The sequence below is a fragment of the Pseudoclavibacter sp. RFBB5 genome, from assembly GCF_002931555.1.
Lineage (GTDB): Bacteria > Actinomycetota > Actinomycetes > Actinomycetales > Microbacteriaceae > Pseudoclavibacter.
In genome coordinates this window covers 1-16,870 of the sequence record NZ_PSTZ01000002.1, presented here as the reverse complement: position 1 = coordinate 16,870, position 16,870 = coordinate 1, and the positions used below count along the sequence as shown (strand labels likewise).

The window sequence follows — 16,870 nt, the reverse complement described above, 5'->3', positions numbered from 1 at the left end:
ATGGCCGTCGGGTCGCGTCGGCGCTCGGCGTCCTTGGGGGTTCGAGAGTAAACCCCTCCGCCTACCTCCGCCTACCGCCGCCGGAAGTCGCCAGCGACGGGGCAGTCGAACGGGTCGCGAGCCTGCAGCCCGACTCGGTTGAGGTACTCGATCACGATGCGGTACGACTCCAGCAGCGAGGTCTCGGTGTACGGCACGTCCTGCGCTTCGCAGTAGTCGCGGATGATCTCGCGGGCGCGCGCAAGGTGCGGTCTGGGCATGCTGGGGAAGAGGTGGTGCTCGATCTGGTAGTTGAGCCCGCCCATGAGCGCGCTGGCCCACCAGCCGCCTCGGATGTTGCGCGAGGTGAGCACCTGCCTGCTGAAGAAGTCGAGCTTCACGTCGGCGGGGATGAGCGGCATGCCCTTGTGGTTGGGGGCGAACGACGCCCCCATGTAGACGCCGAAGACCGCCATCTGCACCGCGATGAACGCGACCGCCAAACTGAGCGGGAGCATCCAGAAGATCGCGCCGAGGTAGATCGCGAAACGGACCGCGATCATCGTCAACTCCACCCACCGGCCGGTGATCTTCTCGCGCGCGAACAGCGACCTGATCGACCGATAGTGGAGGTTGTACCCCTCGAACGTCAGCAGCGGGAAGAACAGGTACCCCTGCTTGCGAGTGATCACCGCCAGCAGGCCACGCTGCTCGCGAGCCGACTCCTCCGTGAACGAGATCGTGTCGAAGTCGATGTCCGGATCCTTCCCCTTCTTGTTGGGGTTGGCGTGGTGACGCGTGTGCTTCGTCATCCACCAGCTGTAGCTCATGCCGACGATGCCGGCCGCAAGAAACCGGCCGAGACGGTCGTTCGCCCTGCCGGAGGTCAGGACCTGACGGTGGGATGCTTCGTGCGCGAGGAACGCGAACTGGGTGAAGATGACCCCGAGTTCCGCCGCGATGAGCAGCTGGAACCAGCTGTCACCGAGCAGGACGAACCCGGCGATCGCGGCGGCGAGCGCGACGAGGAGACCCGCGGCGAGCGCACCGTAGAACCCGAGCGTGCGATCGAGGAGCCCCTGCTGGCGGATCGCCTTCGACACGGTGCTATAGCTCTGCGTGACCCGAGGAGGCTTGTCTCCCTTGCTCGTCCGGCGGACCGCGCCGTAGCTGCTCGGGGTGAGTTTCGATTCGGGCGACTGCACGGCCGGCTCCTTGCTCGGTCGGCACGAGGCGTCAGGCGACCCCGTGGCAGGGCTTGCAATTCCGAGCAAGGATCTTAGTTGAACGGCGGTGGCGGAGCTAAACGGCGCGGGCTCGGCCGGTGACGGCCTGGGCCTCCGGCGAGAGCGCGCGGGCCGCGGTTCGAGGCGCGCCCTACGGCAGGAGCTTCGTGTGTCGCAGCTCGACGAGTGCGCGTGCGCTGCCCTCGTCTGCGATCTTGCTGGCGCCGTCCGCGAGCCAGCCGTGACGCTCGTAGAAGCTGATCGCGCGCTGGTTGCCCGACAGCACCCACGCGTAGGCGTCCGTGTGCCCGGCCGTGCGGAGTTCCGTCTCGGCGTGACCGATGAGCGATGCGCCGACCCCCGTCGACCAATGGTCCGGATGCACGTACAAGCCGCCGAGCTCACCGCGGTGACCCTCACCGGCGTCTCTCCCGGGTCCGAACGCGACCCAGCCGACGATGCGCTCACCTTCCTCGGCGACGAGCAGTCGGTGCGGCCGCGCGGCGCCGAGGTCCGTGGTCTCCCCGCGCGACGATGCGGCGATCCAGCGCTTCCAGCCTTCTGAGCGTTGCTCGACGCTCAGGCCAGCCAGCACCTCCGCGGGGATGAGGCCCACGTACGCGGCCCGCCACGAGTCGACATGCACGACCGCGACACCGCGCGCATCCGCTTCGGTCGCCCATCGGAGCGTGCTGCCTCTCATGCGGGCAGGCTATCGCGCGGTCGACACCAGGTCCTGGCCGGGCAGCGCCCACCGGCGGCGGAGGTAGTCGGCGACGAAGATGTTGCCGAGGAACGGCAGCACGCTGAAGATGATGACGCCGGCGAGCCACGCGTCTGTCCCTCGGAACGCGAAAAGCCCGATCGTCGAGACGACGATGACGGCCACGGACGCGAGGATGCCGTTCCTGCGCACGCGCGACGACCAGTGCTGGCTCGCGCCGACCATGATGAGGCCGGCCACCCAGCCGAGGACCGGCACCAGGTACCAGCCGACAATGAGGGCGACGGACGTGATGATCGGGTACGCGCGGCTCGGCCCGGTGTCTTCGAGCGACGCCGTCTCCGCCATGGCGTCGGCGGCGATCGTGCCTGGCGCCCCGAGCTCCCGGATGCGAACTCGGGTCTCGTCGACGTCGAGTCCGCGGAGCGTGTCCGCGATGTCGTTGAGCACTTCGTCCCTGACCTGGGGTGCCCCGTCGCGGAGCGCGGTCTGGAGTTCCTTCAGATAGCTGCCTGCGACTTCGTTCTGCGATTCGAAAGGCTTCATTGGTCTCCTGCTTCCGTCTGATCGCGCGAGCCGATGCTGTCGGTCGTGGTCGTGGTCGTGGTCGTGCGTGGTTGGGTGACTTCCTCCACGGCGGAGGCGAACGGTGCCCACTGGGATCGGAACTGCTCCAGCTCGGCATGCCCTTGGCTGGTGAGTGCGTAGTACTTCCGTGGGCGCGCCGAGTCGGAGTCGTCGGCGTGCGCGGCGATCAGCCCGCGCTCGCGCAGGCGAGTCATCAACGGGTAGAGCGTTCCGATGCTGCCGATGAGCCCGAGGGAGACCAGTCGTTCTGAGATCAGCCACCCGTACATGGGCCCCTGTTGGAGGAGTCCGAGGACGCAGTACTCGACGACACCCTTGCGAAGTTGCGCACCGACTGAGGTTGTCATGCATTGCACTTTACTTTGCAATGCAAGGTATTGCAATGCATGGCGTGTGGGGCGGGCCGGGTCAGCGCAGTTCGCGCGCTCGGTAGAACCGCACAGCGAGGCCCGTGCCGACGGTGATGCCGATGACGCCGATGGCGGCGCACGCGGCGACGACACCCTCGAGGGGCAGTGCGGAGAACGTCTGGTCGCCGAGGATGCCGGCGGCCTGGCCCACCCAGGCTCCACCCGCGATGACGATCACCGGCGCGTAGACCATGAAGCGTCCGCGGGTGTAGCCGACGCGGAAGAGCACGGGGAGCTGCACGCCGACCGCCAGGCCGACGATCGCGAACGCCGCCGCGTAGCTCACGATGAGGAGCTCTGGCGCGAGCTCGCGGTTGCGCACCAACGCCATGACGAAGGTCACGACGGTCGCGACGGCGACGGCGGCGAGGCCGTACAGGAGCACTGCGACCGCGCGGCCGACGACGACTGAGCTCCGCGAGATCGGGAGCACTCCGTAGAGCGTGTCGAGTCGATCGCGTTCATCGCCCAGGAATGGGGCGGACAGGATGAGTGAGGTGACGAGCGCGGATGCGGCGATCGCCATTCCCGGTACCGGGAGCACGATGCCGACGAGGGCGATGAACGCGAGCAGCAGGAGCGTCTGCTTCTTGACGGCCCACGACATCAGGTCGAAGCGAGTGAATGCGAGCGTCATGCTGTTGCCTCCTCGTGCGCGGCGTTCAGGTGGATGATGATGTCGTCGATGGTCGCCTCGTCGATCACGACCTCAGGTCCGTACAGCGGGGAGTCGTCCACGCGGATGAGCGCGGACCATCCCTGGCCGGTGTGCTGGGGGCCGAGGGCGCTCGCGGGTACCGTTCCCGTGCCGCGCGCGATGGCGAAGCTCTCCTTGACGTCGGGGAGTGGGCCGCGGTGCGCGATGCGCCCGCCCACGAGCACGATGAGGTCGTCGGCGAGCTCGTCGAGGTCGGTCGTGATGTGCGTCGAGAACAGCACTGCGTGCTGCGGGTCGACCATGAACTCGCGGATCACGTCGGTGATCTCTCGCCGTGATGCCGGGTCGAGGCCGCTCGAGGGCTCGTCGAGGATGAGGAGTTCGGGTCGCTGGGCCAGTGCGCACGAGAGTGCGAGCTTCACGCCCTGGCCTCGCGAGAGCTCACCGACTCGTCGCTTCTGTGGGATGGCGAACTGCTCGAGCAGCTGCGCGAAGCGGGTGTGGTCCCACCTCGGGTAGAACGGCGCGAGCCTGCGGCCGAGCGAGGTCACGTGCCAGTCTTCGGCGGCCGTCGGTCGGTCCAGCACGATGCCCGTCTTCGCGAGGGCTGCGCTCGCGCCGGCGGGGCCGCCGAGCACCTCGATGCGTCCCGCATCGGGGGTGATCAGGCCGAGCAGCGAGCGGATGATCGTGGTCTTCCCGGCGCCGTTCGGGCCGACGAGTCCGACCACGGAACCGCGTGGAATGGTGAATGAGATGTCCTCGACCGTGAAGTCGGGGCGGGTGATGCGCAGGTCCGTGATCTGCGCTGCGTCGTCAGTCATTGTTCCTCCAAGCCTCATCGAGGCGTCGGTGCATTTCGTCGATGTCGATGTGGGCGCTTCGGGCTGCGATGAGCAGCTCCTGCAGTGCGGCGGCGACTCGCTGCTCCAGGGCTCCGGAGGCGATCGTGGGGTCGACCTCCAGCACGACGAATCCGCGGCCGTGCTCGTTGCGGACCAGGCCCTCGTGGACGAGGTCGTTGTAGGCGCGTGTCACCGTGATGACACTCACTCGGAGATCTGCAGCAAGCTGGCGCAGTGACGGCAACGTCTCGCCCGCCGCCACGTCTCCGGACAGGATCGCCGACCGTACCTGCGTCTTGATCTGCTCGTAGATGGGCGCCGAGGCGCTTGTCGAGATCAGTACTTTCCGCATGCGAACTCCACTGTACATAAACACCATAACACCAGAACAGTTCTCATTCTAGACCCGTCGTCCGCGGCACGATGGTCCGTCACCTCGAGCGCGGACTTGCAGCTTCCGTAGCGTCATGTGGTGCAGTGGATGCAATCCCGCCCACCCAGAGGAAGGCCGCACATGTTCTCGTCGTTCATCCCGCCGCGCCAGGTCACGATCGGGGGTGCCGCCAAGTTCGTCGGCACCACGCCGCGCGCGATTCGTCACTACCACCAGATCGGCCTGCTTCCGGAGCCCGAGCGAGGGAGCGACGACCGGCGTCGTTACGGCTACGACGAGATGATCCAGCTGCTCTGGATCCGCCGGATGGCCGACGCTGGCATCGCCCTCGACGATATCCGCGACGCCTTCGCTGACGCGGGCGACTCCGACTCCGCCGACAGTGGCAGTGGCGAGGAGGGTGGCGACGTCGCGCGCATCCTTGAGCGACTGGAGGAGTCTCTCGTCGTCCGGCAGGTGGAACTCGAGCAGCAGCGGATCGCCGTGCAGCGTATGCGTGCGCAGGGCAGCAGGTTGGGTCTGCTCTCCGATGTCGTGAGTGACCGCCTCGCGGGCCTTCCCGAGGGTGCCCTGCGGCAGGACGACCTGGACTCCCTGCTCGTGACGGAGCGGATCTTCGGCGTGCTCGGCGCATCCGTCCAGGCGTCGCGATTCATCGCCCTCGCCACTCACCCGGGCCTTCGGCGCGAGTGTGACCGGGTCGACGCCGCCGAAGAGGCGCTCGACAACACGGTCGCCGTCGACGACCCTCGCGTGGCGGAGGTGGCCGCCGAACGGGCCGCTTTCGAGGCCAAGCTCAACGAGGTCATCGAGACCTCCGGCCTGGCGCAGGCTGACAACGACCGGTTCGACGCCTGGGAAGAGTCGCATCCTGCTCCTGCCGATGACGACGAGGGCGCCGAGGGCACCGCCGAAGATGCCGGTGCAGCGCGCGGGACAAGCCTCGTCGAGGCCGTGCAGATGATGCCGTACGACTTCTCCCCTGCACGCTGGCGGAGCATGGAGCTGGCGCAGGAGCTGGCTCTCGAGCTCTACTGATCGGCACGAGTCCGAGGGGCATGCTCATGCCTTTCCGTGCGGGCGAGTCAGGCCGAGCGCGAAGGTGCGCTTCTGAGGAGCTCGGTGATCCTCGTGAGGTCGGCCTCATCGACGGCGGCGAGCGGTGAGCGGGTCGAGGCGAGCCCGACGATCGCTTCGCGGGCTGCGAGCCCCTGTGGGGTGAGTTCGATGACACGCTGTCGAAGATCGGTGGGGGACGGTTTTCGAGTGACGAGGCCTTTGGCTTCGAGCTGGTGGCACATGAAGGTCACGTTCTGTGGGGTGCAGTGCGTCCGTTCGGCGGCCGTGCGCATCGACGGCGAGGGGGCGTCGGGGTCGACCACCCAGAGGAGATGAGCGGTGCCTGCGGTGAGCCCGAACTCGCGGAGCGCTGGTTCGAGGGCGTCGTTGGTGCGCGCGACGACGTCGTATACGGCGAAGAGGGCTGCAGACAGCTTCTGCGCGCGTTCGTCTTCCATATGGACAAGCTAGCACTTGCTACAAGTCTTGAAGCTTCTGCTACGGTAACTTCAGAACTTGAAGGAATTATCAACGCGCCAACGCGCCTCAGCAGAGAGCCGTACCTGTGAACACATCACGACTCGGAGGACAGTCGGTCATTGTCACCGGTGCGACGAGCGGCATCGGATTCTTCATCGCTGAAGGGCTCGCACGCCTCGGCGCGCAGATCATCGTGGCAGCCCGGTCCGCGGAACGGGCGCAGACCGCGATTGCGCTCTTCCCGGAGCCCGGCCGCCACCGTCACCTCGAACTCGACCTCTCGGACCTCGCATCCGTTCGCGCGGCCGGATCGCGCGTCGGCACCGGCCAGCCCGTGCACGGTCTCGTGATGAACGCCGGCGTCATCGCCGCCCACCCGAGCTACGTTGAAGGGCCCTTCGGGGTGGAGTCCACTGTCGGGGTGAACGTCCTCGCCCACCTTGAGTTCCTGCGGTTGAGCTTCCCTGCGCTCATGCGCGCACCTGCGGCGCGGGTCGTCAGCACGGGCAGTTTCCTCACGAGGAAGATCCCGTTCGATGCGGAGGATTGGCTTACTCCGGGCTCCTATCGCCCTCGAGTCGCCTACGCAGCCTCGAAGCACGCGGCAGAGATCCTGGGGTTCGAGCTCGACAGGCGGCTCATCGGGGGCGGCTCGCCGGTCAGATCGATCGTCAGCCACCCCGGCTCCGCCATCGACGCGCTGACGCCGGATCGGCCACCGCTGCATCAGCGACCCGCGGTTGTCCGCGCACTCGCGACGGTCATGGGTCCGGTGTTCTCGAAGGTCGCGCAGGGCAAGGACGTGGCTGCGCAACCAGCGATCGCGGCGATGACTGCGCCCGTGCTTCCAGCTGAGGCCTACTTCGGACCGCGCACGGGAGCCACCGGCACACCGATCCTCGCATCGCCGGTGCCGACGAGCCTCAGTCCAGAGCTCGGTCGTCATGTCTGGACGCAGGTCGAAGAGCGTCTCGGGGCCTCGATCATCCCTGAGCAGTGAGATGAGTGCCTAGGTGAGCGAACCGAAGGCCAGCTCTCCTTCGAACAGGACCGCCGACGGGCTCATCTGACCGAGCTGATCGAGCTCCACGTCGAAGAGGTCCCTGTCGAGGACAACGAGGTTCGCGTCCTTCCCGACCTCGAGAGACCCGACCCGGTCATCGATCCGGAGCTGCCGCGCCGCCTCGATGGTGTGCCCGCGCAGGAGCGCCGTGACATCGAAGCGCGAATCGCTGCTGGGCCGGACACTCCCCGGGTAGCGATCGGGGTCGAGCGGCAGTTCCGGGTCGACCCGGGTCGCTGCCACCTGCATGCCGAAGAACGGGTTGCCGCGATGGAGTTCGTAGTTCGTCACCACGTCGCTCGCGAAGGTCATCGAGGCTCCGGCCTGCAGGATGCCTCGGAAGTCGTACATCCGATTCCAGCGCTCCTCCCCGAGGTAGCTCTTGGCTTCTTCGCCGAAGTACCCAGCGGACCAGTGGTTCGTCCAGTTCACGATGATGCCCAGCTCGGCAGGTCGGTGCATGTCGGCCGGGTCGATGAGCTCGCAGTGGGCGAACGTCACCTGGGTCCGCCAGGCCTCGCCTGCCTCAGATAGCGACTTCTTGGCGGCGTCGACGGCATCGCATCCAGCCCGGAAGGCGCGGTCGCCGACCATGTGGATGTGCACGTCGATCTCCGCCTCGTTCGCCAGCAGCAGGCAGCTGACGAGCTCGTCGGTCTCGATCTGCATCTCGCCGAGGCTGCCAGAGTCGTTGTGGACCAGCGGAGCGAGGACCGCGCTGTTCCCGCTCTCGTTCGTGCCGTCGAGGAAGAGCTTGAGCGTGCGCACGCGGATGTGATCCGTGCCGTGCTCGCGGTCGAGGCGCTGGGCTCGTTCGATCGCGTCGGGGAGGTCGGCGAGGGTGCGGAATCGAACGGCGCCTTCGTACCTGGAGTGCAGTTCGCCGCGCCGGTGGAGCTCGCGGAGCGCCGGGAGCACATCCTCGTCCTCGATGAGCGCCTCGAAGAGGGACGTGACGCCGTGCCGCGTCATGAAGTCGAAGAACGGCTTCAGGCTCTCGGCGGTCAGCTCCTCTGGTGGGCGCCACCCGATGGAGTCGTACAGGCGGTCGATGAAGCGGAGGTGCGCGAACTCGAGGATGTGCCCCGTCGGCACGCCCTGTGCGTCACGGACGAACATCTCGAGGCCAGGCACGGGGTCTGGCGTGTGCTCGTCGACCTCGAGCAGCTCGAGCATCTTCGAGTTGACCCAGTGCGCGTGGTCGCTGAAGTCCTGGCAGAGCACGGGGCGGTCGCTGATCGCCGAGTCGAGGAGCTCCTTCGTCGGGGCGCTTCCCGCGAACAGCGTGCTCGGGTAGTACTCGAAGAACAGGTACGGCGCCTCCTCCTTGGGGTGCTGCTCGCCGTGTTTGCGGATGAAGGCGAGGATCGCATCCACGTCGTCCGTCTGCGGGAGGGAGACGTGCCAGGCGCTCTTCGCGACGCCGCTGGGGTGGGTGTGGGCATCGATCAGACCGGGCAGCACGAGTCGTCCGCCCAGGTCGTGGATCTGATGCGCGCCCGCTGGTGGCGCCGGGGTGTCCTTATCCAGTACCTCCGCGATCCTGCCGTCACGGATGACGACTGCACTCGCCCATGGAGCGGCCTCGTTGGCGGTGAAGAATCTGCCGTTCGTCAGGGTCAGGTCCACGTGAGCGCTCCTTGCGGGTAGAGACGTAACAACTTGGAAATGCAGTCTGGCATAAATTAGCAATGTTGGTAATCTATTCGTCAGGGGCACGCTTCGTGCTCCACTCCGCTCGACAATGCAGTCGACGGAGACCCCAGAGGAGCACCCGTGAGTCAAGCCACCCAGTTCGTTCGATCACTCAAGCTGCGTCACCTCCTGGCGTTCGGGCTTGCCTACCTCGCCCCGACGGCCATCTTCAACTTCTACGGCATCGCCACCGAGCTCAGCGGCGGCATGATGGCCCTCGCGTACCTCGTCACGCTGGTCGTCATGTTCTTCACCGCGTACTCGTACGCGCAGATGGTGAAGGCCTTCCCGGTCGCAGGCTCCGCCTACACCTACGTGCAGAAGAGCGTGCATCCCTACCTCGGATTCGCGACCGGCTGGGTGTTCCTGCTCGACTACATGCTGCTGCCGATGATCTGCTACCTACTGTTCGGGATCTACATGGAGGAGTACGTTCCCGCGATCCCGACGGCAATCTGGGTCGTGCTCGCCGCTGCGTTCGGTGCAGTCATGAACATTCTCGGAGCCAAGATCTCGGGCCGACTCAACATCGCCGTCGTCTCGGCCCAGATCATCTTCGCTGTCGTGCTCATCGGCCTGATCGTGAACTACGTCCTGCAGGGCGGCGGTGCGGGCGGCCTCTTCGTGCCCGAGGCCCTCTACAACGCGGCCACGTTCAACTTCGGGAACGTCATGTGGGCGGCGTCGATCCTCGCCGTCTCGTTCCTCGGGTTCGATGCTGTCTCGACGCTTGCGGAGGAAACCCACGAACCGACCGTCACGATCCCGCGCGCGATCCTGATCATGTGCGTCGGTGCAGGGTTGGGCTTCGCGACGATCGCCTACTTCCTGCAGATCGCGTGGCCCAACGGGTACGCTGAGTTCGAGGACCCAGACACAGGGATCTTCGAGCTCCTGCCGCGCATCGGGGGAGAGGCACTGAACATCACGTTCTTCGTCGCTGACCAGGCCGCGAGCATCCTCTGCGCGATCGCCGCTGTCGCCGCCGTCTCACGCGTGCTCTACGGCATGGGCCGGGACGGCCTGCTCCCGAAGCGGTTCTTCGGCAAGCTCTCGCCGCGATTCGGGACCCCAGTCAACAACATCGTGCTCGTCTCAGTCGCGGCCATGGGTGCCGTGTTCTTTACCGACAACCTTCTCGGCGCGACCTCGCTCACGAGCTTCGGAGCCATCACCGGCTTCATCATGGTCAACATCGCCGTGATCAACCACTACTTCGTTCGCCTGCGCCGGCGTTCGGGGACGGATGTGATCCGCTACCTCGTCCTCCCGCTGATCGGCGTCGCCACCAATGTCGCACTCTGGGTGAGTATCGATTCCTCAGCGAAGATGCTCGGCATCACCTGGCTGATCATCGGAGTGATCTACCTCGGCTTCACGACGAAGGGCTTCCGCCGTCTGCCCGCGCAGATTCGCTCGGAGGATGAGGTGGGCGATGACGAGGGTACCCGCAGCCTCGAGGTCCCGAGCGCCGACCGCAGCTGAGTCCCGGTCCGGTGGTGGTCGTGGCTCTCAGGCAGTCGCCGCCGCGTGGATCATGGACGCCGCCACATCCCGAAGTCGGCCGGTCTGCTTGGCGGGGAACTGGAGCACGCTCATGCTTGAGGACCCGATGGTGAGGCAGAGCATGGCGTAGCCAAGCGCCTCGCTCTCGGCGGCGTCCATCTTCGGATACGTCGCCCTGATCGCGGTTGCGACTTCGGTGACAACTGTCTCGTAGCTGTCGAGCAGGCGTTCCCTGACGCGTTCGTCGTGCTGGGACCAAGCCAGGAACGCGTCGAAGACGGCATCGTCTGGACTCGCTTCGACGCCGGTGCCGAAGAGGAAGTCGAGCACTCCTGCGAGGCCAAGACCGGTGTGCGCGGCCTGCACGCGTTCGTGCATCTCTTGTGCGTACGGTTCCATCGTCGAGTTCCAGACGAGTTGGATGAGCTCGTCGCGGTTGCCGACATAGTGACGGATGTGTGCCCGGCTCAGCTGAGCTTCGGAAGCTATGCGCTCCTGTGTCGCCCCCTCGACCCCGTACTTGCCGATGACTCGCTTCGCGGCCTCAACGATCTGCGGGCGTCGCTCGTGCACAAGACTCGGTCGGCCCATCTGGCCCCTCCTTCCACTTCCCACCACAGTACGAGATCGCCACCGGGAAGCAGGACGCGCTCAGTCCTTGGTGTCCCTTTTGCGGGGCCACCGGATTCACGGAGGTGCTCGATTCTGAGGAGGGGGACAACCTCTGCTGGCTAGCTGCCCTCGATGAGGCCGAGGTGCACGAACGCGGCGTGCAGGCCGTTGTCGTCGACGGACGAGGTGACGAAGTCCGCGGCTTCCTTGGCGGCGGGCGTCGCGTTCCCCATCGCCACGCCGACACCGCAGGCGAGCAGCATCTCGAGGTCGTTGCCACTGTCGCCGACGGCGATCGCATCCTCGATACCGAGGCACAGTGATGGCAACAGCGCCTCGATGGCCGCCGCCTTGTGCACCCCGAGCATGGAGATCTCGCCGCCGCCTGTGCCGAGACCGGGCATGGTGCCGCCAACGATCGCGTACTCGGTGCCGAGCCGCGCCTGAACCCGGTCGAACGTCGACTGGTCGTCGCTGCTGAACACGACCTTCGCGGTCCGGTCGAGCTCCAGTGGGCCGGAGTCGATGACGTGATGCCTCAGCCCCGACTCCTCCAGATCCGTGAACCCGAACTGGGTCAGGATGCGCCGCATCCGCGACCGGTGCCCGACCGTGGTGTGCATGGCGTGCCGACCCTGCAGGCTGTAGTCGACGCCGAGCTCGTCGAGGGCGCGCGTGAGGGCGGTCGCCTCCGCCTCGCTGAGATGCTTGTCGACGATCCACGACCCCTCGTAGAGGACGTACGCGCCGGCGCCCGCCACCATGCCGTCGAAGCCGACCGCCTCGACCCGCGGGTCGATCTCCAGCGGGCTGCGCCCCGTCGCGAGGAACACGAGATGCCCGTTGGCCTGCGCCTCCTTGATGGCGGCGTGCGCCGACTCCGGCACCTCGCCGAGGTCCGTCGTCAGGGTGCCGTCGATGTCGAGGAACACCGCCCGCCGTGAGGTCGTCCTGGGTGCATCCACCACCGAAATCTACCCGCGCGCGGCGAGCTCTGCGCCGAACATAGCCGACGAAGGGAGGTTGTCCTTCGCGAGCGGCTGGCCGTCGGCGACTGCCTGCGTCCAGTCGTGGGTGGTCGCGACAGCCGCGAAGTTCGACTGCAGCAGAGTCATGAGCGTGGTGTGCACCGTCTTGGCCGGGGCGAAGCCGGCGCTGTTCGCGATGTTGATGGCGCCGGTCGCATCCGAGAGCACCTCGACGGCGATCCCGTGCGCCTCCGCTTCGACCGCCGAGGCGATGATGCAGTTGTTGGTCATGAAGCCGACGAGGGTGATCGTGTCGATGTCCTGCTCTCGCAGCCAGGGGAGCAGGTCCGTGTCGGCGAACACCGAGCCGTACTGCTTGACGACGCTCTTCCACTCGGGCTGCCGACGCTGCTCCACCTCTGGGTGCAGGGCGAACTCAGGCGTCGTGGGGTTGAAGACGGGCGCCTGGTCGCCGGCCGTGTGCTGGACCGCCACGACCGGGACTCCAGAATCGACCACCGCGTCGATGGCGGCGGCGATGTTGGGCAGGGACTCGGCCAGCGGTGGGAACTGGATCTCGAGGGGGTCCGAGAAGTACTGCTGCTGCACGTCGACGAGGACGAGGGCTCTGCGAGGGGAGGTCATGATCTTCTGCTCCAGACGTTGGTGACGGCACGCGCCGTGCCTCCATGTTCTGCCGCCGCGACTCGTGGTGCCACTGGCAGGAATGCACGCTTACGATGAGATCACGCCAAGCAAAGGGGAACGCATGAAGATCGCGGTCTACGCCTTCGATGGGGCCTCGATGTTCCACCTCTCGGTGCCGCATCTGGTGTTCGACGAGGTCGCGCGCAGTGGGGCGGCGCCGTGGCAGACGTCCCTCTTCTCCGAGGATGCAGGCTCGGTGACGACGTCGGAGGGCTACACGCTCGGTGGCATCGAGGGGCTCGACAGTGCTCGCGACGCTGATCTCATCGTGGTGCCCTCCTGGATTCAGGATGGAGTCGCGCCGAGCCCCGCGCTCGCGGAGCTGCTCCAAGAACGTCACACGAGAGCGGTGCCGATCGTGGGCCTCTGCCTTGGCGCGAACGCGCTCGCGGATGCGGGCCTGCTGGCCGGGCGCAGCGCCGTGACGCACTGGAAGAGCACCGAGGAGCTCGCGCGGCGCCATCCGGAGATCTCGGTGGAGCCGTCCGCGCTGTACCTCGACCATGGGGACGTCATGACCTCGGCCGGCACCGCATCCGGTATCGACGCCTGCCTCCACATCGTGCGCACCCGGCTCGGGTCGGCGGTCGCGAACCGCGTCGCGCGCCACCTGGTCGTCGCGCCTCATCGGGAGGGCGGGCAGGCGCAGTACATCGAGCGGCCCGTGCCCGCCGACTCGAGTGGGGGAGCGATCGCGGTGGCCTGCGCGTTCGCGCTCGAGCACCTCACCGAGGAGCTCAGCGTGGCGCGCCTCGCGGAAGCGGCGCACCTCAGCGAGCGGTCCTTCGTGCGCGCCTTCCGCGAGGAGACGGGGTCGACGCCGGCCGCGTGGGTGCGCTCGCGCCGCCTCGACGAGGCGCGCACCCTCCTCGAGACCAGCGAGCTGTCCGTCGATCAGATCGCCGCGGCCTGCGGATTCGGGAGCCCCGTCACCCTGCGGCAGAACTTCGCGGCCGCATTCGGGAGCACCCCTTCGAGCTACCGGAGGCGGTTCGGTGAGGGAGCGGGGGATGGTGTGTGACGGGTCGGTGAGGGTTGCTCAGTTCCACGAATGGGCGGTGCGGGCTCGAGCGGCTGAGCTCACCGGGTCGTCACGTCGTACGTGGTTCGGACGAGGCCATCTTCGGTGGCATGACTGCCCCGGACCGTGAGGAGTACGTCGGCGTCGATGGCACCGAAGAGTGATCGCCCAGAGCCGAGAATGATGGGAGCAACCGACAGGGTGATCTCGTCGACGAGGCCTGCGCGAAGGAACGACTGGATGGTGCGGCCACCGTCGATGTACACCTCCGCCGCTCCGCCTTCCTCCAGGAGTCGAGTCGCCTCGTCGACGGACTCGGCCCTCGTCACGCGCGCATCCTCGACCGCTGCTCGCGAGGTGAGCACGATCACCCGCTTCCCGTCGAACGGCCACCCGTCGAAGCCCAGCACCGACTCGTACGTTGCACGCCCCATGACGATCGTGTCGATGGTCGGGGAGAATGTCTCCCAGACGAGTGCGGGGCGGTCGCTGTTCCCACTAACCGCGTGCGGTCGGGGCGACGGGTCGGTCAGCCACTCGAGTGTGCCGTCCTCCCGCGCGATCTTGCCGTCTGCGCTCACGCCGATGAAGACGCGGCCGCGCCAAGTACGAGAATTCATTTCCACATCTCCAGAAATCGATCGAGGGTCATCAGGGAAGAAACCGGTTCGCGGTTCACTGCGGTGCGCAGCAGGGACCCGTGCAGGGCATCGAGCAGCACCGCGCCTCCGGCCCGCGCGTCGGCGAGGCGCGGAAGGTCCATCGCCTCGAGGAGTTCAGCGAGTCGGGTGGCTTGTCTCTCCCAGCCCTCCGCCAGCAGCGCGCTGAGCATCGGGTCTCGAAGTTCCCCGATGATCTCCGACAGGGCGTACAGGGCGCCTGCTGCCGAGCCAGCGCCGAATTCGCGCCCCACGTACTCGCGGAGCGCGTCGCCAGGGTCCACTCCGGCGGGCGGAGGTCCCTGTGGGATGAGCTCGACCCACCGCCGTGTGAGGGCCTGGACGAGCCCCGCCTTCGAGCCGAAGCGCTTGACCAAGCCCGAGGCGCCGATACCGGCCGCCGGGGCAACATCCGCAAGCGACCACGGACTGAAGTCGGTGCGCTGCTCCAGAGCCTCAACGATCCGAGCCAGCAGCTGTTCATCTTCGAGTCGACGCGGGCGGGCCATGAAGTTAGTGTACACGCGTTTCTTAACTGAGATGGGTGCGCACCGCATCGGCACACGTCGCTCTGGGACACGCGAGGCCCAACCCGGCGATACCACCGGGGGACGATCGTTTCTCGCTAGCTGTCCGTGCTGCCCCCGCCCCTACCGTCGCCTTTCAGCTCGTGCCCGAGGATGACCGCATGAACTCGGTCGCGGACGTGCAGCTTGGCGAAGATGCGGTTCACATGCGTCTTCACCGTGGCGGGGGAGAAGTGGAGCGTCTCGCAGATCTCACCGTTGGAGAGCCCGGCGACCACGCACGCGAACATCTCGAGCTCGCGCGGGCTGAGCGGGTCGAGCGGATAGCTCGGGTCGTCGTCCACGGGGCTCGCAGGGCTCTCTGGGTGCAGATGCGAGCCTCCGGAGGCGTAGTGGTCTATCAGCTGCTTCGTGATCCGGGGCTCGACCACGGCCTCGCCCGAATGAACCGTTGCTGGAGCGGTGGGGTGTGACGAGGCCGATGCTCTCGTAATAGCGCAACGCGGTCGCGCTGATCCCGCTCCGCCTGCTGACCTCAGAGATACGCATGCCGGGAGCTTACGAGCGCGGAGCGGGCTTGACCTTCGAGCGGCTCGAACGTCTACCGTCAGGTCGTGCCCATCAACTTCACCTCGAACCCCGTCTCGTGACGCGCCTCGTCGCGGTCCTGGAGCGCCACCAGATCGCCTTGTACCTGGCGGCGATTGCAGCTGGCGGCGCGCTCGGCCTCCTCGCTCCCGGGGCGCACCACCTCGACCTCGCGATTGAGCCGGTGCTCGCGCTGCTGCTGTTCGCGACGTTCCTGGGCGTCCCGTTCGAGGCCATCGGCAGGTCACTTCGCGATGGTCGCTTCCTCGGGGCCGTGGGAGTCGTGAACTTCGTGATCGTGCCTCTCGTCGCATACGGACTCTCGAGGTTCGTGGCGGATGAGCCGGCCTTGCTGTTCGGGGTGCTGCTGGTGCTCCTCACGCCGTGCATCGACTACGTGATCGTGTTCGCCGGCCTCGCGGGCGGCGCATCCGACCGTCTGCTGGCAGCCGCCCCGCTGCTGATGCTCGCGCAGATGCTGCTCCTGCCGATCTACCTGCTGATCTTCCTCGGCCCGGATGGGGTGGCCATGGTGGAGGTCGGCCCGTTCGTGCGCGCCTTCCTGCTGCTGATCGTGGTGCCACTCAGTGCCGCCGCACTCGTCCAGCTCCTCGCGAAACGACGCCTCAGCGGTCGGGTGATCGAACGCGGCATGTTGAACCTGATGGTGCCGCTCATGATGGCGACCCTCTTCACGGTCGTCGCATCCCAAGCCGGAGCGGTTGGTGCTGCCGGGCCGCAGCTGCTCATGCTCGTGCCGATCTACGTCGCGTTCCTCGTGATCATGGTGTTCGTCGGCCTCCTGGTCGGACGAGTCTTCCGCCTCGACGTTCCCGCGACCCGAGCTCTGGAGTTCAGCGGTGCCACTCGCAACTCCCTCGTCGTGCTGCCACTCGCGCTCGCCCTGCCACCAGCGCTCGCGCTGGCTCCGGTGGTCGTCGTGACGCAGACGCTCGTCGAACTCGTGGGCATGGTCGCCCTCGTGCGCATCCTCCCCAGGATCACGCGAGAACGAGTGGGGGAGCAGGCACCGCTGGGCTCGTTCGGCAGCTGACCGACGCGCTCAGGCAGCAGGCTCGCAGGCCTGGGATGCTGGGGTGTGGCTCTCTACGATGCGACGTTTTCGCGGACTCCTGGCTTCGTCTCTCGGCGTTCCCTGC

At 66.9% G+C, this 16,870-nt stretch carries 20 protein-coding genes and 1 pseudogene; 5 read left to right on the top strand and 16 right to left on the bottom strand.

Going from position 1 to position 16,870, the window contains the following annotated elements:
- Window positions 1–71 precede the first annotated feature (71 nt).
- The 7 genes from C5B97_RS02755 to C5B97_RS02725 all read right to left on the bottom strand — a co-directional run bounded on the left by C5B97_RS02755 (window position 72) and on the right by C5B97_RS02725 (window position 4,782).
- Window positions 72–1,184: an acyl-CoA desaturase gene (locus tag C5B97_RS02755; RefSeq protein ID WP_181026881.1), complete on the bottom strand. Its 1,113-nt coding sequence runs from the start codon at window positions 1,182–1,184 to the stop codon at window positions 72–74.
- Between the two features lie 172 nt (window positions 1,185–1,356).
- Complete coding sequence (locus C5B97_RS02750) at window positions 1,357–1,908, bottom strand: GNAT family N-acetyltransferase (protein WP_104310638.1); 552 nt, start codon at window positions 1,906–1,908, stop codon at window positions 1,357–1,359.
- 9 nt (window positions 1,909–1,917) lie between these two features.
- Complete coding sequence (locus C5B97_RS02745; RefSeq protein ID WP_104310637.1) at window positions 1,918–2,475, bottom strand: hypothetical protein; 558 nt, start codon at window positions 2,473–2,475, stop codon at window positions 1,918–1,920.
- Window positions 2,472–2,864, bottom strand: coding sequence for a PadR family transcriptional regulator (locus C5B97_RS02740; RefSeq protein WP_104310636.1), 393 nt, complete (start codon window positions 2,862–2,864; stop codon window positions 2,472–2,474). Before C5B97_RS02740 ends, C5B97_RS02745 begins: the two co-directional genes overlap by 4 nt.
- A 61-nt stretch (window positions 2,865–2,925) precedes the next feature.
- On the bottom strand, window positions 2,926–3,564 hold the full coding sequence (locus tag C5B97_RS02735; RefSeq protein ID WP_104310635.1) for an ABC-2 transporter permease: 639 nt from the start codon (window positions 3,562–3,564) through the stop codon (window positions 2,926–2,928).
- Window positions 3,561–4,409 carry an ABC transporter ATP-binding protein gene (locus C5B97_RS02730; protein WP_181026880.1) on the bottom strand — a complete coding sequence of 283 codons (849 nt, stop codon included), beginning with the start codon at window positions 4,407–4,409 and terminating at the stop codon, window positions 3,561–3,563. Before C5B97_RS02730 ends, C5B97_RS02735 begins: the two co-directional genes overlap by 4 nt.
- Window positions 4,402–4,782 (bottom strand): GntR family transcriptional regulator, encoded by a 381-nt coding sequence (locus C5B97_RS02725; protein ID WP_104310633.1) that lies wholly within the window; start codon window positions 4,780–4,782, stop codon window positions 4,402–4,404. Before C5B97_RS02725 ends, C5B97_RS02730 begins: the two co-directional genes overlap by 8 nt.
- A 162-nt stretch (window positions 4,783–4,944) precedes the next feature.
- Here C5B97_RS02725 and C5B97_RS02720 point away from each other — a divergent pair, with 162 nt between their 5' ends.
- Window positions 4,945–5,862 carry a MerR family transcriptional regulator gene (locus tag C5B97_RS02720; protein ID WP_104310632.1) on the top strand — a complete coding sequence of 306 codons (918 nt, stop codon included), beginning with the start codon at window positions 4,945–4,947 and terminating at the stop codon, window positions 5,860–5,862.
- A gap of 47 nt (window positions 5,863–5,909) precedes the next feature.
- Here C5B97_RS02720 and C5B97_RS02715 read toward each other — a convergent pair whose 3' ends face one another.
- Window positions 5,910–6,341, bottom strand: a complete 432-nt coding sequence (locus C5B97_RS02715; RefSeq protein ID WP_104310631.1) for a MarR family winged helix-turn-helix transcriptional regulator — start codon at window positions 6,339–6,341, stop codon at window positions 5,910–5,912.
- A gap of 107 nt (window positions 6,342–6,448) precedes the next feature.
- Here C5B97_RS02715 and C5B97_RS02710 point away from each other — a divergent pair, with 107 nt between their 5' ends.
- Window positions 6,449–7,363 (top strand): SDR family NAD(P)-dependent oxidoreductase, encoded by a 915-nt coding sequence (locus tag C5B97_RS02710; protein ID WP_104310630.1) that lies wholly within the window; start codon window positions 6,449–6,451, stop codon window positions 7,361–7,363.
- 9 nt (window positions 7,364–7,372) lie between these two features.
- Here C5B97_RS02710 and C5B97_RS02705 read toward each other — a convergent pair whose 3' ends face one another.
- On the bottom strand, window positions 7,373–9,055 hold the full coding sequence (locus C5B97_RS02705; protein WP_181026879.1) for an amidohydrolase: 1,683 nt from the start codon (window positions 9,053–9,055) through the stop codon (window positions 7,373–7,375).
- Window positions 9,056–9,202: 147 nt separating this feature from the next.
- Between C5B97_RS02705 and C5B97_RS02700 the strand changes: the two genes are divergently transcribed.
- Window positions 9,203–10,606, top strand: coding sequence for an APC family permease (locus C5B97_RS02700; protein ID WP_181026878.1), 1,404 nt, complete (start codon window positions 9,203–9,205; stop codon window positions 10,604–10,606).
- Between the two features lie 27 nt (window positions 10,607–10,633).
- Here the strand turns inward: C5B97_RS02700 and C5B97_RS02695 are convergent, their stop codons facing one another.
- The 3 genes from C5B97_RS02695 to C5B97_RS02685 all read right to left on the bottom strand — a co-directional run bounded on the left by C5B97_RS02695 (window position 10,634) and on the right by C5B97_RS02685 (window position 12,852).
- Window positions 10,634–11,218, bottom strand: coding sequence for a TetR/AcrR family transcriptional regulator (locus C5B97_RS02695; protein WP_104310627.1), 585 nt, complete (start codon window positions 11,216–11,218; stop codon window positions 10,634–10,636).
- A 140-nt stretch (window positions 11,219–11,358) separates the two neighbouring features.
- Window positions 11,359–12,204 carry an HAD family hydrolase gene (locus C5B97_RS02690; protein WP_181026877.1) on the bottom strand — a complete coding sequence of 282 codons (846 nt, stop codon included), beginning with the start codon at window positions 12,202–12,204 and terminating at the stop codon, window positions 11,359–11,361.
- 9 nt (window positions 12,205–12,213) lie between these two features.
- A complete protein-coding gene (locus C5B97_RS02685) occupies window positions 12,214–12,852 on the bottom strand; it encodes an isochorismatase family protein (protein WP_104310625.1) in 639 nt (212 codons plus the stop codon).
- 124 nt (window positions 12,853–12,976) lie between these two features.
- On the opposite strand from C5B97_RS02685, the gene C5B97_RS02680 reads away from it, so the two are divergent.
- Window positions 12,977–13,936 carry a GlxA family transcriptional regulator gene (locus tag C5B97_RS02680; RefSeq protein WP_104310624.1) on the top strand — a complete coding sequence of 320 codons (960 nt, stop codon included), beginning with the start codon at window positions 12,977–12,979 and terminating at the stop codon, window positions 13,934–13,936.
- Window positions 13,937–13,995: 59 nt separating this feature from the next.
- Here C5B97_RS02680 and C5B97_RS02675 read toward each other — a convergent pair whose 3' ends face one another.
- From C5B97_RS02675 to C5B97_RS18155, 4 genes and pseudogenes are all read right to left on the bottom strand, one after another.
- Entirely contained in the window at window positions 13,996–14,556 is a 561-nt protein-coding gene (locus tag C5B97_RS02675) for a dihydrofolate reductase family protein (RefSeq protein ID WP_104310623.1), read from the bottom strand.
- Window positions 14,553–15,104 (bottom strand): TetR/AcrR family transcriptional regulator, encoded by a 552-nt coding sequence (locus C5B97_RS02670; RefSeq protein ID WP_146080702.1) that lies wholly within the window; start codon window positions 15,102–15,104, stop codon window positions 14,553–14,555. Before C5B97_RS02670 ends, C5B97_RS02675 begins: the two co-directional genes overlap by 4 nt.
- Window positions 15,105–15,220: 116 nt before the next feature.
- The gene (locus tag C5B97_RS18160; protein WP_258067864.1) at window positions 15,221–15,553 is read right to left on the bottom strand and encodes a helix-turn-helix transcriptional regulator; all 333 of its coding nucleotides are present in this window, start codon (window positions 15,551–15,553) and stop codon (window positions 15,221–15,223) included.
- 28 nt (window positions 15,554–15,581) lie between these two features.
- Window positions 15,582–15,671, bottom strand: a pseudogene (locus C5B97_RS18155) (MerR family DNA-binding transcriptional regulator); the annotation flags it as partial.
- 97 nt (window positions 15,672–15,768) lie between these two features.
- On the opposite strand from C5B97_RS18155, the gene C5B97_RS02655 reads away from it, so the two are divergent.
- On the top strand, window positions 15,769–16,764 hold the full coding sequence (locus C5B97_RS02655) for an arsenic resistance protein (protein WP_258067862.1): 996 nt from the start codon (window positions 15,769–15,771) through the stop codon (window positions 16,762–16,764).
- Window positions 16,765–16,870 lie beyond the last annotated feature (106 nt).

Excerpts from the sequence above, each read along its gene's own strand:
- C5B97_RS02670 (WP_146080702.1), bottom strand. The coding sequence starts at position 15,104 with ATGGCCCGCCCGCGTCGACTCGAAGATGAACAGCTGCTGGCTCGGATC.
- C5B97_RS02685 (WP_104310625.1), bottom strand. The coding sequence starts at position 12,852 with ATGACCTCCCCTCGCAGAGCCCTCGTCCTCGTCGACGTGCAGCAGCAG.
- C5B97_RS02695 (WP_104310627.1), bottom strand. The coding sequence starts at position 11,218 with ATGGGCCGACCGAGTCTTGTGCACGAGCGACGCCCGCAGATCGTTGAG.
- C5B97_RS02745 (WP_104310637.1), bottom strand. The coding sequence starts at position 2,475 with ATGAAGCCTTTCGAATCGCAGAACGAAGTCGCAGGCAGCTATCTGAAG.
- C5B97_RS02725 (WP_104310633.1), bottom strand. The coding sequence starts at position 4,782 with ATGCGGAAAGTACTGATCTCGACAAGCGCCTCGGCGCCCATCTACGAG.
- C5B97_RS02740 (WP_104310636.1), bottom strand. The coding sequence starts at position 2,864 with ATGACAACCTCAGTCGGTGCGCAACTTCGCAAGGGTGTCGTCGAGTAC.
- C5B97_RS02715 (WP_104310631.1), bottom strand. The coding sequence starts at position 6,341 with ATGGAAGACGAACGCGCGCAGAAGCTGTCTGCAGCCCTCTTCGCCGTA.
- C5B97_RS02680 (WP_104310624.1), top strand. The coding sequence starts at position 12,977 with ATGAAGATCGCGGTCTACGCCTTCGATGGGGCCTCGATGTTCCACCTC.
- C5B97_RS02720 (WP_104310632.1), top strand. The coding sequence starts at position 4,945 with ATGTTCTCGTCGTTCATCCCGCCGCGCCAGGTCACGATCGGGGGTGCC.
- C5B97_RS02730 (WP_181026880.1), bottom strand. The coding sequence starts at position 4,409 with ATGACTGACGACGCAGCGCAGATCACGGACCTGCGCATCACCCGCCCC.
- C5B97_RS02675 (WP_104310623.1), bottom strand. The coding sequence starts at position 14,556 with ATGAATTCTCGTACTTGGCGCGGCCGCGTCTTCATCGGCGTGAGCGCA.
- C5B97_RS02735 (WP_104310635.1), bottom strand. The coding sequence starts at position 3,564 with ATGACGCTCGCATTCACTCGCTTCGACCTGATGTCGTGGGCCGTCAAG.
- C5B97_RS02750 (WP_104310638.1), bottom strand. The coding sequence starts at position 1,908 with ATGAGAGGCAGCACGCTCCGATGGGCGACCGAAGCGGATGCGCGCGGT.